The sequence below is a fragment of the Pseudoalteromonas sp. 2CM36K genome (assembly GCF_023161865.1).
GTDB lineage: Bacteria > Pseudomonadota > Gammaproteobacteria > Enterobacterales > Alteromonadaceae > Pseudoalteromonas > Pseudoalteromonas tetraodonis.
The window spans coordinates 40,628-55,177 of sequence record NZ_JALNTK010000024.1; the positions used below are offsets into that span (position 1 = coordinate 40,628).

Annotated in this window: 14 protein-coding genes; all 14 read left to right on the plus strand. The window is 34.7% G+C overall.

Features of this window, described 5'->3' with window-relative positions; all coding sequences use genetic code 11:
* The first annotated feature begins 896 nt into the window (after positions 1–896).
* The 14 genes from MTN97_RS14740 (at position 897) to MTN97_RS14805 (ending at position 14,547) form a co-directional block, all read left to right on the plus strand.
* Positions 897–2,336: a lipopolysaccharide biosynthesis protein gene (locus MTN97_RS14740; RefSeq protein ID WP_248474727.1), complete on the plus strand. Its 1,440-nt coding sequence runs from the start codon at positions 897–899 to the stop codon at positions 2,334–2,336.
* A gap of 2 nt (positions 2,337–2,338) precedes the next feature.
* Entirely contained in the window at positions 2,339–3,148 is an 810-nt protein-coding gene (locus MTN97_RS14745) for a capsular polysaccharide synthesis protein (protein WP_248474728.1), read from the plus strand.
* 22 nt (positions 3,149–3,170) lie between these two features.
* Positions 3,171–4,196: a glycosyltransferase family 2 protein gene (locus MTN97_RS14750; RefSeq protein ID WP_248474729.1), complete on the plus strand. Its 1,026-nt coding sequence runs from the start codon at positions 3,171–3,173 to the stop codon at positions 4,194–4,196.
* A complete protein-coding gene (locus tag MTN97_RS14755; protein ID WP_248474730.1) occupies positions 4,193–5,230 on the plus strand; it encodes a glycosyltransferase family 2 protein in 1,038 nt (345 codons plus the stop codon). The genes MTN97_RS14750 and MTN97_RS14755 overlap by 4 nt, the downstream gene beginning before the upstream one ends.
* A 50-nt stretch (positions 5,231–5,280) precedes the next feature.
* Positions 5,281–6,354 (plus strand): acyltransferase family protein, encoded by a 1,074-nt coding sequence (locus tag MTN97_RS14760; protein WP_248474731.1) that lies wholly within the window; start codon positions 5,281–5,283, stop codon positions 6,352–6,354.
* Positions 6,338–7,075 (plus strand): glycosyltransferase family 32 protein, encoded by a 738-nt coding sequence (locus tag MTN97_RS14765; RefSeq protein ID WP_248474732.1) that lies wholly within the window; start codon positions 6,338–6,340, stop codon positions 7,073–7,075. Before MTN97_RS14760 ends, MTN97_RS14765 begins: the two co-directional genes overlap by 17 nt.
* Positions 7,072–8,265, plus strand: a complete 1,194-nt coding sequence (locus MTN97_RS18040; protein WP_248474733.1) for a glycosyltransferase — start codon at positions 7,072–7,074, stop codon at positions 8,263–8,265. Before MTN97_RS14765 ends, MTN97_RS18040 begins: the two co-directional genes overlap by 4 nt.
* On the plus strand, positions 8,265–9,353 hold the full coding sequence (locus MTN97_RS14775; RefSeq protein WP_248474734.1) for an EpsG family protein: 1,089 nt from the start codon (positions 8,265–8,267) through the stop codon (positions 9,351–9,353). The genes MTN97_RS18040 and MTN97_RS14775 overlap by 1 nt, the downstream gene beginning before the upstream one ends.
* Before the next feature lie 16 nt (positions 9,354–9,369).
* Complete coding sequence (locus tag MTN97_RS14780) at positions 9,370–10,362, plus strand: glycosyltransferase family 2 protein (protein ID WP_248474735.1); 993 nt, start codon at positions 9,370–9,372, stop codon at positions 10,360–10,362.
* A 61-nt stretch (positions 10,363–10,423) separates the two neighbouring features.
* A complete protein-coding gene (locus tag MTN97_RS14785; protein WP_248474736.1) occupies positions 10,424–11,296 on the plus strand; it encodes a glycosyltransferase family 2 protein in 873 nt (290 codons plus the stop codon).
* Positions 11,296–12,444 carry a glycosyltransferase family 4 protein gene (locus tag MTN97_RS14790; protein ID WP_248474737.1) on the plus strand — a complete coding sequence of 383 codons (1,149 nt, stop codon included), beginning with the start codon at positions 11,296–11,298 and terminating at the stop codon, positions 12,442–12,444. Before MTN97_RS14785 ends, MTN97_RS14790 begins: the two co-directional genes overlap by 1 nt.
* 32 nt (positions 12,445–12,476) lie before the next feature.
* Positions 12,477–13,073 carry a sugar transferase gene (locus MTN97_RS14795; protein ID WP_248474738.1) on the plus strand — a complete coding sequence of 199 codons (597 nt, stop codon included), beginning with the start codon at positions 12,477–12,479 and terminating at the stop codon, positions 13,071–13,073.
* A complete protein-coding gene (locus MTN97_RS14800) occupies positions 13,070–13,702 on the plus strand; it encodes an acetyltransferase (RefSeq protein ID WP_248474739.1) in 633 nt (210 codons plus the stop codon). The genes MTN97_RS14795 and MTN97_RS14800 overlap by 4 nt, the downstream gene beginning before the upstream one ends.
* Positions 13,702–14,547 (plus strand): 3-hydroxyacyl-CoA dehydrogenase family protein, encoded by an 846-nt coding sequence (locus MTN97_RS14805; RefSeq protein WP_248474740.1) that lies wholly within the window; start codon positions 13,702–13,704, stop codon positions 14,545–14,547. Before MTN97_RS14800 ends, MTN97_RS14805 begins: the two co-directional genes overlap by 1 nt.
* Positions 14,548–14,550 lie beyond the last annotated feature (3 nt).

Below are 14,550 nucleotides of genomic sequence, written 5' to 3' on the forward strand. Positions count from 1 at the left end.
TAATGTTTACGATTGAGAAGCTGATATGTATGAATACCTTGATTATCAAATAAATAAAGAGCATCGCTTTATTTAAAGAGCAAAAGATAATCGTCGTATAGTTGATGATATCCTTAAATTAAACGATGTCTTATCGACGTTAATACCCGCTGACTAATATCAAATCGATATCCAACAAAAAGAAAGGCGAAAAGCCAGAGTGGCGACTACAAATATTGGCTACATACACCTAACTTTAAAAAAGCCGCGATGTGCAATAGGTGAAAATAATTACCAATTAACGCAGTGGCTTGCACTGTTCGAGATGATAGCAGTAAAAGTCAGCTGTCGTAGTTGCAATATACAACGGAGTCAATCACTAAAGCAGCAGAAGCAAGGACTATTTCACGGTTATACGAGCTTAGATGGCTGATAGAAGCATTCTATAAAATCTGAAAAAGTAAAGGAACAGAAGTTGAAAGCTATGAATGCCGTATATCGAAAATTTAAATAAAGCAGCAGAGAAGGTAAGTTGTGAAGCATATTTAGACGAATTAAGTTGGAAGTTATTATTAAAAGTTACATATAAAAAACACTTCTAAGCGAAGTTCCTCCATTAAAAAATGCGGGGATTACCACAGCTAAATACAGAAAGTGGCATGAAAGTAAGCGAATGACTCAAGTTGATGCAGCTAGTCGAGTCCTATGAACTTATGAAAGAGTCGATTTGTGTTCAATAGACAGGAATAGAGCTCCAAACTAATGTTTGAATTCATCTCTTACAGGTAATTATATGTTGCAACCCTTTAGTTAAGTGTGTTTTATTTTTGTGAAATTTATCTGTCACACTTTTTAGCTGAGAATGCAGTTAAATTAAAGTGAGCAATCCTATTTGCTTTCTAGAGGATCTTAAAAGAGTGCAGCATAGTAGAAATAAGGTTAAATCAGCTTTTATTTGGAATGCGTTGGATAGTTTTGGAAGTCAAGCTATAGGATTGATAGTAGGCTTGACATTAGCAAATTTGCTAGGACCAAATGCTTACGGGTTAATTGCTATGTTAGCAGTATTCATAAGTATATCATCTGTGTTTGTTAGCGGTGGTTTAGGTTCTGCTATTACCCGTAAAAAAAATCGGAATGAATCCGATTTTGCTACAACTTTTTTTTTCAGCTTAGGGATATCGATTATATCCTATGTTTTATTGTTTATATTAGCGCCGTATGTAGCTGATTTTTATAGTGAGCCCAGGTTGACTTTATTAATGCGAGTGATTGCATTAACCATTATCATTAATGTATTTACAGTTATTCCAAGAGTATTACTTTCAGTTAGCTTAAATTTTAAAGCGCAGAGTAAATGTAATATTACTGCGTTAATATTTAGCAGTGTAGTTGCATTTATATTTGCATATTATAGTTATGGAGTTTGGGCTCTTGTTGCGCAGCAAATTACATCAGCATTTATAAGCGCTATCATGTTTAATATAATGTCTCCTTGGTTGCCTAAAGCTCCTTTTTGCAAAAAAGCTTTTAATGATCTTTTCGGTTTTGGTTCTAAATTACTCTTAGCTTCACTATTGGATTCTATCTATAACAATCTGTATGGCGTTATTATTGGTAAACAATATAGCTCAGCTCAGCTAGGGGTATTTAACCATGCAAAAATATTATCGAGTACGCCTGCTGCAGTAATAACAGGTGTTATACTTAATGTAACATATCCCATGTTAAGTAATATCCGGTGTATTAATACTCTAGACAAAACATATATACTGATTTTGAAAGTATCTGCTTTTATAATATTTCCAATTATGTTCGGAATATGCATTATAGCTAAACCACTAATTGCTATTATATTAGGGCCTGAATGGCAAAATGCAGCAGTCTTAATAAGCATAATGAGTATGGGCTTTATTACCCAACCAATAAGTTCAATCAACCGTAATATGTTAAATGTAAAAGGGCGTTCAGATATTTATCTAAGACTCGAAGTGATACATAAAGTTTGTGTTACGCTAATGTTGGTGCTTGTCTCTCACCTTGGTGTAATTGCTATGTGCGTTGGTATGGTTGTGACTTCATACTTATCACTAGCTCTTAATATCTTTTACACAGGTAAACTATCCAGTATAAAACCAGCGGTACAATTTAAGGTGATACTTTCAATTGGATTTATTTCAGCTTTTTCAGCGCTCATTGGTTATACATTCAGCCAAAATATAGAAAGAGAATTACTTAAAATTATAACAATGCTAATGGTCGCTCTAGCTACTTATCTAATGATAATGATAATATTTAACCGGAGCTTGCTCATCGAAATTAAGAAGGTATTAATGTCTCCTAAGCAGCAAGGATAATCATGAATGTCATAAATAAAATACTCTGGAGAATTAGGTACTTAAAGGCTCACTTATCCCATAAATTAAAACTATATACATATAAACCGGAAAGGTACAGAGGTAGCTTTACTAATGATCCAATACGACTTGAGAAAAGTCTAGTTAAAAGAGATTTTAAAAAAAGGGTATATTGCTTTTGGACGGGTGATAATAAAATGAGTGAGAATAGGTTGAGTTGTCTACAATCTATGCATCAAAACATAGGAGTTGAAGTAATACTTATTACACCAACTAATCTATCTGAGTTTATTTTACCTGAATACCCTTTACATGAAGCTTATGAATATTTATCGCTAGTACATAAATCGGATTATCTTAGATGTTACTTTATGCATCATTATGGTGGAGGGTATGCAGATATTAAAATGTATAATAAAAGCTGGATTGAAGCGTTTCGAAAAGTCACTAGTGATAATGAAGCTTTTGTACTTGGTTATCAGGAGGTTGGAGAGTATGGTGTCCCAAAAATACCAGGTTTAATAGGTAGAGATATTAAAAAATACTTTCCATATTTACTGGGAAATGGTGCTTTTATTTACAAATCAAATACACCACTAACAATGCAATGGTATTCAGAGTTACACAAAAGATTAGATAATAACCTTTTAAGGTTGAAAGAAAGACCAGGCAATATTTTAGATGCAAATTCAGGATACCCTCTCAAGTGGAGTTACCTGCTTGGGGAGATATTACATCCGTTATTGTTAAAATATCACAAACATATATTACAATGTGATGATGTAAAACCAAGCTTTAAAAATTATAGGTGAATTGTGGGCCACGCGTGACATTATGGGAAATATAAAAATTAGTGTAGTTGTGCCTGTATATAACGCTGGTATGCTTATAGAACGGTGCTGTGATTCTATATTGGAGCAAACAGTAGCTGATGTTGAGTTGATTTTAATCAATGATGGTTCAACAGATGATAGCTTATCAATTTGTAAAAAAATTCAACATAATGACCCGCGAGTGAAGTTAATTACTATCGAAAACTCAGGGCCTGCTAAAGCTCGAAATATAGGCATAAAAGCTGCGAAAGGTGAATATATAGCGTTTGTAGATGCTGATGACTATATTGAAGAAAATTGTTATGAGGTAATGAGCAATTATATTGATGAAAAGCAAACAGTTGATGTGGTTATTTCAAGTATCAACATGATAAAAGGGGCAAGTACTAGTCGTATTACCAACCCTTTAATCCCTGTAAATACAGTTTTAAATCAAGCGGGTATTATTAACTATATTTTGAGTCGTTATTATAATGGTGGGCTGGAGTGCATACCAAGCTTGTGTAATAAATTATACAAAAGATCGTTTCTTATGACCCATAACTTGCTCATTGATGAAAAAAGAGTTCGAGCTGAAGATTATTGGTTTAATTTTTCGGTGTTTAAATTAGCTAAAAAAGTTATTTATACAAAAACGATTACGTATAACTACGTAAATGAATCATCGGATTCAATCATGCATAGTTATAGAGCGAACGATGTAGATAACTTTATTTTAACCAGAACAACTTTATTGCGAGAAATGAGTAATATCGATGTTGCATTTGAAAATGATGTACTTTGGTCTTCATTATTCTACGAACTTAATGAGCATGTTTTTAAGATGCTGAGCGCTAAGTGCACATACAACGATTTTAATGTAGTTATCACAAAGCCAAAGTTAAAAGAATATCTTAATAAATGCAAAAAATTACCTTTTCATCAAAAATTGTTATTGATTTTTATAAATATAAATATGAATAAAGTGGTATTTTACATATATAAGGCTTGGTATATGCTTGCTAAAAAAGGGTATATTAAAAGATGAAGGTCACAATAATTATAGGCGCCTTTAATGTATCTAACTTTTTACAAGAAAAGCAACTCAGCTGCATTTTAAATCAAACTTATAAAAATTTAGAAATAATTTTAGTAAATGATGGTTCAACCGATAACACAGCAACTCTTTGTGATGAATTGAAAAAGCAGGACTCAAGGGTTCATGTGATCCATAAAGAAAATGGTGGCTTAGGCAGTGCTAGAAATGCTGGTTTAGACCATGCGACGGGAGATTATATCTGGTTTTATGATGTTGATGATGAGGCTTCATTAGAGTTAGTCGAAAAAAATGTAAAAATCGTATCTCAACACAATGTTGATCTATGTGTTTTTGGCTTTAACGTGATCACAGAAGAAACGAATGAGCGCGAAAAAATATCATTTAATGAGCAGTTACTAACCTCCAACCAAGCGTTAAAGTCGGCTTATATGGATGTGTTTGTTCATAGTAAACATGGTAACGGTTTTAATTGGAATAAATTTTATAATAGAGCGTTTTTAAGTAAACATAAAATTCGCTTTGGTGATCAGCGAATACAACAGGATGAAGTTTTTAATATTCAGCTCTATCCTTATTTAGAGCGTGCCTATATTCTGCCTGAGGCTCTCTATGACTATAATATTGTCGTATCGGGTAATACCCGAAGTCGTTATATTGCTGAAAGGTTGGATATTTTTATAGATATTCACCAAAAACTTAGCACTTTTGCTAATAATTGGTTAAATAGCAACGAAGACTACCTTAATATTATCGACGTCCGCTTCTATAGCGGCGTGGTTAATGTGCTTGAATTTAATCTAAATCACCCTGATTGTCCTCTCAACTTTAGCCAAAAATTAGATTACATGAGAAGCACCCTTAAAAATAATACGGTGAGTACAGTAATCAATAGTGTATCTGTCACTAGAACTAAAAGTGGCGTTTATGCATCCTTGGTGTATTACCTGCTGAAAAAAAAGCATATAAATTTACTTCTGACGGTTTTTAAAGCAAAAAAAATAATTAATCATTTTAGGCGATGAACCTAAAATAATATCCGGAACTACAAAAATTAGGTTTAACGCTCTGTTTTATGACGAAATTAGAAACTGATGAAATAAAAGGGATAGCAATTACTTTTATGTTATTGCTACATCTTTTTAATACTTATAATTACCACGATATTTATACGCCTTATCTATTAATAAATGGTACGCCGCTCACATTTTATATCTCATTATTTGCAGATAATTGTGTTGTCCTATTTTTGTTTTGTAGTGGCTATGGACTTTATGCATCGTATAAAAAAGCTGGATCAACAGAGTGGTATATAAAAAGCTTTACTAGACGTTTAAAGAGCCTCTATACAAAATACTGGATAATATTAGTATTGTTTTGTTTTATATTGGGCCCTTTGTTAGGAGAATCAGGTTATCCTGGTAGCTGGCAAACAATATTATTAAATTTAACAGCCATTGATACAAGTTATAATGGTGCATGGTGGTTCTTTACCACCTATGTCTTATGTTTATTGCTTTCACCCATTTTATTTAAGCTAATAGATAGATATAACGTAACGCTAGTGATTTTGATGTTTTTTGTCATTTATACTGTTGGTTATATTCAACGAATTAAAACTGTATTAGTCATCAGTAACCCTTTATTAGAGTGGCTAGTTACAGAGGCTGCTTTATTGGCCAATAGCTTGCTGCCCTTTGTAATAGGTGCTTATTTTATTAAGTTTAATTTATTAAGTGTTATTAAATACAGGCTTGAATACAGTTTCAGTCGGTTTGTCATTAATGTTGTAATGTTAATGAACTTAGTTTTTATGTTTATTGCAAAAACATATGTGCCGACATTATATACAGCCATTTTTACAGGTATAGGTTTGGTCGTTTGTTATCTTCTTATTGATAAGCCTAAAATTATAAGCTCAACTCTCGCTTATTTAGGTGACCATTCTTCTAATATATGGCTAACTCACATGTTCTTTTATCTGATTTTTGCCGCGTTCAGCCAATATGTGTATTTAACTAGTGACCCAATAATGATTTTTAGTACGCTGTTATTTATGTGTATTAGCGTTTCATATTTCATTAATTTTTTTGAAAGAAAGTTTCAATTTCAACGCATAGGATCGAATCAACGTGACTCAAATACCTAAAATTGTCCATTATTGTTGGTTTGGTAATAACCCAAAACCAACTTCTGTTTTAAAATATATTGAAAACTGGAAAAGCAAGCTCCCTGAGTACGAAATTATAGAGTGGAATGAGTCTAATTTTGACATTGAATGCTGCCAATATGTACAGGAAGCCTACAAAGAAAAAAAATTCGCTTTTGTAAGTGATTATGCGCGTTTGTATGCATTATATCATCATGGTGGCATTTACCTCGATACCGATGTAGAGGTTGTTAAAGACTTAACACCGCTTTTAGGAAAAGCTGATTGTATTTTTGGATTTGAAGAAAAAAATGCAATAGCTACAAGTACAATTCTTGGCAGAGCTGGAAACAGCTTTATTAAAAAGTTTATGGAAAGTTATCATAGCCGAACTTTTTTAAAGGTAAGTGGGGAACTCGATACAACAACAAACGTTAAGCATTTAACTAATCTATTAAAACATGAAGGTTTACAGCAAAATGGCATTGAACAGCATTTTAATTTTGAGAATAGTAGAATATTAATTCTCCCTCAACAAAACCTATCCCCGTATGATTATATTAATTTAATTGATAACTCAACGGATGAAACCTATACGATACATCACTATGGCAACAGTTGGGGGGAAGGGGAGTCAAACTTTAATAAAAAATTAAAGTTACTACTTATCAAAGTGTTTGGGCCTAATACAATTAAACGTATCAGAGGTATTTTGGGGTGAGGAAAAGTGTATTAATCACCAGCTTTGATATGGAAATTGGGGGCGTTGAGCGTAGCCTGTCAGCAATGTTAAATAATTTTGACTACCTTAAAAATGAAGTAGATTTACACTTACATTCTCATACAGGGCCACTATTGAGCTTATTGCCCCAACAGGTAAATTTATTGCCGGAACTTTCTACCTGTAAAACTTATCGGCAATCAATAAAGCAAATCCTTTTTAACGGGCATATTAAACTCGCACTGAAACGATTTTATGCCAGGATGCTAGCCGAAAAATATGCCAAAAAAAATCAACTAAATGATGCTGGTTATTATCAATTTCAAGAAATTTGGCGTTTGTGCACCAAGGATACACAAAATATTAAAAAGAATTATGATGTAGCGATAAGTTATTTGTGGCCGCATCACTTTACAGCTTTTAATATTACAGCTAAAACAAAAATAGCTTGGATACATACCGACTATTCAACGATAGATATTGATGTAAAAACTGATTTAGGGATATGGCAGCAATTCGATTATATTATCAGTATATCGGATGCGTGTACTGAAGCCTTTCTTAAAGTACATCCCAGCCTTAAAGACAAAGTGGTATTGGTTGAAAATATTACTAGCCCTGACTATGTACGGACAATGGCAGATAAGCCTATTGAGCATGAATTTAGTAAAGGAACGTTTAACTTGGTCAGTGTTGGCCGCTTATGTGAAGCGAAGGCTTTTGATCGAGCAGTAGAAGCTCTTAATACAGTTCACAAAAAAGGGTTTACTAATATAAAGTGGTACATTGTAGGAGATGGAGGGGATAAGGCGAAGATTCAGGCGTTAATCGAACGTTTTAATCTGCATGATAGCTTTATTTTATTAGGCAGTACCACTAATCCTTACCCTTATATGAAGGCTGCAGATTTATATGTACAACCTTCTCGGTATGAAGGTAAAGCCGTTACTATAGCTGAAGCTCAGATATTAGCTAAACCAATATTGATTACTAACTACGCCACTTCGGCTAGCCAAATTGATGACGGAGTAGATGGTTTAATTTGCGAGCAATCAGTGGGCGATATAGCTGATTCAATTATTAAGCTCTATAGCAGTCAAACTTTACGAGATAGTCTTTCATCCTTTTGTAGTAAACAGGATTACACTAATGCGAATGAATTATCCAAGCTGTATAAGTTGCTAAATTAATGTTTCCATATTTTATAGTCTTAATTATTTCAGTATCGTCATTAGCGGTTGGGCTATGGCTAAAGGGCAACAAACAGCCAGGTTCGAATTTGTTTTTCTTTTTCGCCTTATCACCATTAATTGCATTGGCGGCCTTACGTGCTGAATGGGTAGGTACTGACACTTATACCTATCTATGGTTTTGGAATACTTTTACAACAGCATACTACGATAAAAGTGGCTTGCTATTCTCAGAGCCACTTTTTGCTGTTTTACAGCATATGACTCGCTTTTTGGCTGATAATACCTTTCTTGAACAGGAGGTGTTTTTAGGAGCTATCTCCTTGATTGTATGCGCTTTGACCTTTAGCGCAATATTAACGCACTCCGCATATAAAGTAATGTCTTGGACTTTTTTTATTTTATTAGGTTTTTATACGTTTCATTTTAATGGCGCAAGGCAAGCCATTGCAATAGCTTTATTTTTATACTCTACTAAATATATATTAAATGGAAATCTGTTAAAGTATCTGGTGCTTGTGCTGATCGGATTTTTAGTACATAAAACCATGTTAATTTGTTTTCCTTTGTATTTTATCTTCAGAAAAGAGTTAAATGCAAAGCAGGTGCTCCTGGTTGTTATGGGGGCTGTTATGGTTGCGCTGTCGGTGACGACTTTGGTCGATTTTGCAAGCCAATATGATCAGCGCTATCAATCATATGCAAAAAGCGACTTTGAAGGCGCTGGCCTAGTCGTTGTGTTATTTAATACCAGCTTACTTATGTGGTTGTGGGTGAGTAAAAGGCTCAATGCAATTAATGACAAGCTGTATGATATTTCCTTGCTTGCTATGTTAATTGCGGTATGTATTGGCTGGGTGTCTGTTATTTTATCTTTAAATCCATCGGGCATATTACGGTTAAGTGTATACTTTACGCAACTTTCAATATTCTCACTGCCGATGTCAGTGCTCTATTTTAAAAATGCTGGCACGCGCAGCTTTGTATTACTCAGTGTGCTTACCGTGGCAGGGCTTTACTTTTACTTAACAACAACTAGCTTCTCTGGTTTGGCACCGTACAAATTGGGTGTTGATTTACATATTTAATATAAAATGCAGGATTATGAATAAAAAAATATCTATCATAGTGCCAATATACAATGTGGAGGCCTATCTAAATAAATGTTTGGATAGTATTGTTAATCAGACTTATCCTAACTTACAAATAATATGTGTAATCGATGGGAGCCCAGATAATAGTCTAGCCATTGCGCAGGCATACGCTGATAAAGACCCTAGAGTTACTGTTATCAACCAGAAAAACCAAGGCTTATCGGGCGCAAGAAATGTAGGGCTAGCTTATGCTGATGGCGACTACATTATGTTTGTTGACTCCGATGACTGGCTAGAGCTAGACTGCTGCTCTACAGCCCTGAATACTGCTGTAAAAAAGGATTATGACGTGGTGTTTTGGCCTTATAATAAAATATTTTCTAACAGAGTAGAAAAGCAGTTCGTTTATAGTAAGAACACAGCGTTTGATAATCAAGAGGCTGTAAAAGAAGGTGTATTTAGTGACTTGTTAGGCCCTTCAAATTATGACTTGAAGTACCCATATATATTAGATGCTAAAGTGACAGCACATTGTAAACTCTATAAATCATCCATTTTAAAAAGTAGTAATGCACAATTTGTTGATACAAAAGAAATTGGGACTGAAGATCTTCTTTTCAATGTGCAGGTGTTTAATAGTGTCAGTTCGGCTTGCTTTATTAATATGCCTTTATACAACTATTTAAAAACAAATGAAACTTCTATAACATCTGTTTATAAACCTGAATTACTCAAGCTGTGGGGTAACCTGTATAATTGTATGCAAAGTGCTGTCAGCATGGATAGGTTAGGAAGCGAATATAAAACAAGGTTTTCTAATCGTATTGCTTGCTCCATTATAGGGCTGGGCCTAAATGAGATGAATAAAAAACCATCATTTTTAAGTGCCCGGGCGAGTGTTTTAAAAATAATAAAAAACCCTAAATATGCAAGTGCTTTGTCACTTATTCCTATAGGTCATATGCCAGTACATAGGAAGCTATGCTTCACTTGTAAAATATAAACTTGCTACTCCGCTTACTCTTTTGTATCTAATTATACATCGCATTATTTTAAGGTAGAAAATGTTGATTACAGTTGCAATTCCAATTTATAACGCCGAGAAATATTTAGCACTTGCTATTCAGTCAGTGCTTAATCAGACATTTGAAGATTTTGAACTTATTTTACTTGATGATGGTTCAATAGATAACTCTTTAAATATCGCCAAGAGTTTTGACGACCCTAGAATACGCGTTATATCTGATGGTAAAAACTTGGGATTACCTGCAAGGTTAAATCAGGTAACACAGCTGGCGAATTATGATTTGATAGCGCGGATGGACGCCGATGATATAATTCCAGATTATCGCTTGAAAATGCAGTTTGACTATATGCGACTTAATCCTGATATAGATCTGGTGACTACAAATTTTGGCTATATTGATGGTGATAAGTATATGGGCGGTTTTACTTTCTCTCCCGTAAATGAACTCACTTTACCCCATATGCTGGCAGGGGGGCATAATATTTGTCATGCATCATTGTTGGTACGTAAATCATGGTATGTAAGAAATAGCTACGACGCTGCAATGGCGCGAGTGGAAGATTACGAGCTATGGCTTAGGGCTTTTGTGAACAATGATCTTAAAGTTGGTTATCTGGATGTGGTTGGTTATTACTATCGTTCTGATAATACCTTGACAAAAAATAAGTTTATTAATACCTATAAAGGTAGTTTTTTAGTCGCACAAAAAATTCCTTTACCAATGTTTATTAATTTAAAGTTTAAAATTAAATTACTTGTTAAGATGGTTCTGGTGCACTTGATTTTTGTACTAGATCTACAACAGAAATATCTATCTAAACATGATGTGCATGATGATTCAAGTGTTGAGGCTGTTAATTTTTCTAAGCAACTACATAATATTAAAGCTCACTTAGTCAAAGGTGCGTAATGGAAAAGCTTGTAATTGTTACCACTGTACCTACCACTTTAACGAGCATTTTAGCGCAGCAACCTAGCTATTTAGCCAAGCATTTTGATGTAGCCCTTATCAGCAGCCCTCATGCTGAGCTAAAAAAAGTTCAAAGTACTGAAGGCGTCGCCACTTATGGTGTGCCTATGGAACGTGGCATTAGTCCTGTTAAGGATTTAGTATCACTGTTCAAAATGGTCAAACAGCTGCGAGTATTAAAGCCAACTATTGTGCACTCTTATACCCCTAAAGCAGGGTTAATTACCATGCTCGCTGGTTTTATTTGCCGTATACCCGTGCGAGTGCATACTTTTACTGGTTTAATTTTCCCAACATCAACGGGTATTAAGCAAAAAATATTAATATGGATGGACCGACTAATTTGCGCCTGCGCAACTACCATAGTGCCGGAGGGAAATGGGGTTAAAAAAGACTTAATTGATTCCGCTATTACTCGTAAGCCGCTAAAAGTGATTGGTAGCGGTAATATTGCCGGAGTTGATACCACTTTTTTTGATAAGCAAACTGTAATAGATAAGCAATTGCATTTATCACTATTAGAGCAGTTAAACTTATCAAAACACGCTTTTGTGTTCTGCTTTGTGGGGCGCTTTACTCAAGACAAGGGCTTTACTGAGTTGCTCAGCGCTTTTTATGAGTTGCCTGAAAGTGCACATTTGCTGCTGGTAGGTGAAATGGATGAACGTTTACCCTTACCCACTGAGCTAACAAAAAATTTAAGTAGCCATTCGCGCATTCATAATATTGGTTGGCAAAATGATGTACGCCCAGCATTGGCGATAAGTAATGTATTATTGTTACCTAGTTATCGAGAAGGTTTTCCGAATACACCCTTGCAAGCGGGGGCAATGGCATTACCCTGTATTGTTACCGATATTAATGGATGTAATGAAATAATAGAGCCAGGCCTAAATGGTTGGGTTGTTCCTGTTAAAAACAGTAAAGCATTGGCAGGTGCAATGTTCAAAAGTATGCAGGCTGATAATTTAACACAGTTGGGTCTACAAGCTCGCAGCATTATTGTAGAAAAATTTGAGCGTCAAGCTCATTGGCAAAATATGCTCCGCTTTTACAATAAGCAATTAGTAAATTTAGCCAAAACCTAATATTTTCAAATTAAAGGATTAGTAAGTTTTATATGAAACGAATTTTCGATTTTACAGTGGCTTTTTTTGCACTGTTATTTTTATTCCCTATTATATCAATTACAGCGTTACTTATTCATTTTAAGTTGGGCTCACCTATTTTATTTACCCAAGACCGCCCTGGCTTAAATGGTAAAATATTTAAAATGATGAAGTTTAGAACCATGCTGGATGCTAAGGATAAGCACGGTAATTTATTACCAGATAATGAGCGCATGACACAGTTTGGTGCTTTTTTACGCTCTACCAGTTTAGACGAGTTACCTGGTTTATTTAATGTACTAAAGGGCGATATGAGTTTAGTAGGCCCGCGCCCGTTATTAGTTCAATATTTACCGCTTTATAGTGCTGAGCAAGCGCGTAGGCATAATGTGCGCCCCGGTATTACAGGTTGGGCACAAGTGAATGGTCGCAATGCAATTAGCTGGGAGCAAAAGTTTAAGCTCGATGTGTGGTACGTAGATAACCATAGCTTTTGGCTCGATATAAAAATATTATTTTTGACAGTAAAAAAAGTATTTGTACGTGAAGGTATAAGTGCTGATGGAGAAGCCACTATGTCTCTTTTTAAAGGAAGTGATAAAAAATGAAAGATTTAATAATAATTGGCGGTGGTGGTTTTGCTAAGGAAGTTATTTGGCTCGCTAATGATTGTAACCGTAAGGTTAAAGGCGTTTTAGATGATTCAGTTCAAACGCATAATACACAAGTGCAAGGTGCTACAGTTTTAGGTGATGTATCTAGTTGGGTAAATTATAAAGATTGCGAGTTTATTATTGCAATTGGTTCGCCACGAACAAGACAAAAAGTATTAGATAAAATGCTAACTTTTGGAGAACCTGATTTTGCCACTTTAATTCATCCTAGTGTGAGATTTTCTAATACGGTTAGCATCGGTGAGGGATCTATAATTTGTGCTGGCTCTATACTCACAGCAGATATATCGCTAGGTAAACATAATATTTTAAATTTGAATGTAACAGTCGGCCATGAATGTGAATTTGCTGATTACGTTACTATTGCACCGATGGTAGCAGTATCAGGTAATGTGCAACTACACCATCTAGTTGAGGTTGGTACTGGGGCTGTTATTCGCCAAGGCCTTAATCTTGCTGAAGGCTCAATGTTAGGTATGGGTGGTATTCTGACTAAGAATATTCCGGAACGAATGATTTATGCAGGTAATCCAGCAAAAAAATTAAAGGAAATTGTTGAGTAATGGAAATATCAATAATTGGTTCAGGCACAATGGCGACAGGCATAACCCAAGTGCTGTGCGTGAGTAATGAAGTTTCAAAAGTTAATTTAATAGCAAGAACTGAAGAAAAAGCCCTAGCATCAAAGAGTACTTGTGCAAAAAATATATCTCGTCTTGCTCGTAAAGGTAAAGTTTCAGATGAGCAAGCAAGTTGTGCTGTAGAAAAGCTATACTGCAGTGCTGAATTAGCTACTGTAGTTCATTCTGATTTAATTATAGAAGCCATAGTAGAAGATTTTACATCTAAAATGGAACTTTTCTCTAAACTTGCTGAGCTTATAAATGAATCTGTAATTATAGCTTCTAATACATCCTCTTTATCTATTACTGCTTTTGCTAGTGTATTACCTAATCCTCAAAATGTAGTCGGATTACACTTTTTTAACCCAGCACCGATAATGGAGTTAGTTGAGATAGTTGTGGGTCATGAAACGAATCCTACAATAGTCGATAAATTGGAAGCTTTAACTAAGGCTTTAGGAAAAGTTCCTGTAGTTGTTCAAGAAGCTCCTGGTTTTGTTGTAAATCGAATGCTTATACCAATGATAAATGAAGCTGTTAGTATTTTAGCTGAAGGCGTTGCTACTGCTGACGATATTGATAAAGCGATGAAGTTTGGTGCGCACCACCCTATGGGCCCTTTAGCGTTAGCTGATTTAATAGGTAATGATGTTAATTTATCTATAATGGAAACTCTCTACAGTGAAACTGGAGATCCTAAATACAGAGCGCATCCACTTCTAAGAAAAATGGTTAGAGCTAACCATTTAGGTCGTAAAACAAAAAAAGGCTTTTTTGAGTATTAATAT

Coding starts and splice junctions, on each gene's coding strand:
- MTN97_RS14745 (WP_248474728.1), top strand. CDS start 2,339: ATGAATGTCATAAATAAAATACTCTGGAGAATTAGGTACTTAAAGGCT.
- MTN97_RS14750 (WP_248474729.1), top strand. CDS start 3,171: ATGGGAAATATAAAAATTAGTGTAGTTGTGCCTGTATATAACGCTGGT.
- MTN97_RS14755 (WP_248474730.1), top strand. CDS start 4,193: ATGAAGGTCACAATAATTATAGGCGCCTTTAATGTATCTAACTTTTTA.
- MTN97_RS14760 (WP_248474731.1), top strand. CDS start 5,281: ATGACGAAATTAGAAACTGATGAAATAAAAGGGATAGCAATTACTTTT.
- MTN97_RS14775 (WP_248474734.1), top strand. CDS start 8,265: ATGTTTCCATATTTTATAGTCTTAATTATTTCAGTATCGTCATTAGCG.
- MTN97_RS14780 (WP_248474735.1), top strand. CDS start 9,370: ATGAATAAAAAAATATCTATCATAGTGCCAATATACAATGTGGAGGCC.
- MTN97_RS14785 (WP_248474736.1), top strand. CDS start 10,424: ATGTTGATTACAGTTGCAATTCCAATTTATAACGCCGAGAAATATTTA.
- MTN97_RS14790 (WP_248474737.1), top strand. CDS start 11,296: ATGGAAAAGCTTGTAATTGTTACCACTGTACCTACCACTTTAACGAGC.
- MTN97_RS14795 (WP_248474738.1), top strand. CDS start 12,477: ATGAAACGAATTTTCGATTTTACAGTGGCTTTTTTTGCACTGTTATTT.
- MTN97_RS14800 (WP_248474739.1), top strand. CDS start 13,070: ATGAAAGATTTAATAATAATTGGCGGTGGTGGTTTTGCTAAGGAAGTT.
- MTN97_RS14805 (WP_248474740.1), top strand. CDS start 13,702: ATGGAAATATCAATAATTGGTTCAGGCACAATGGCGACAGGCATAACC.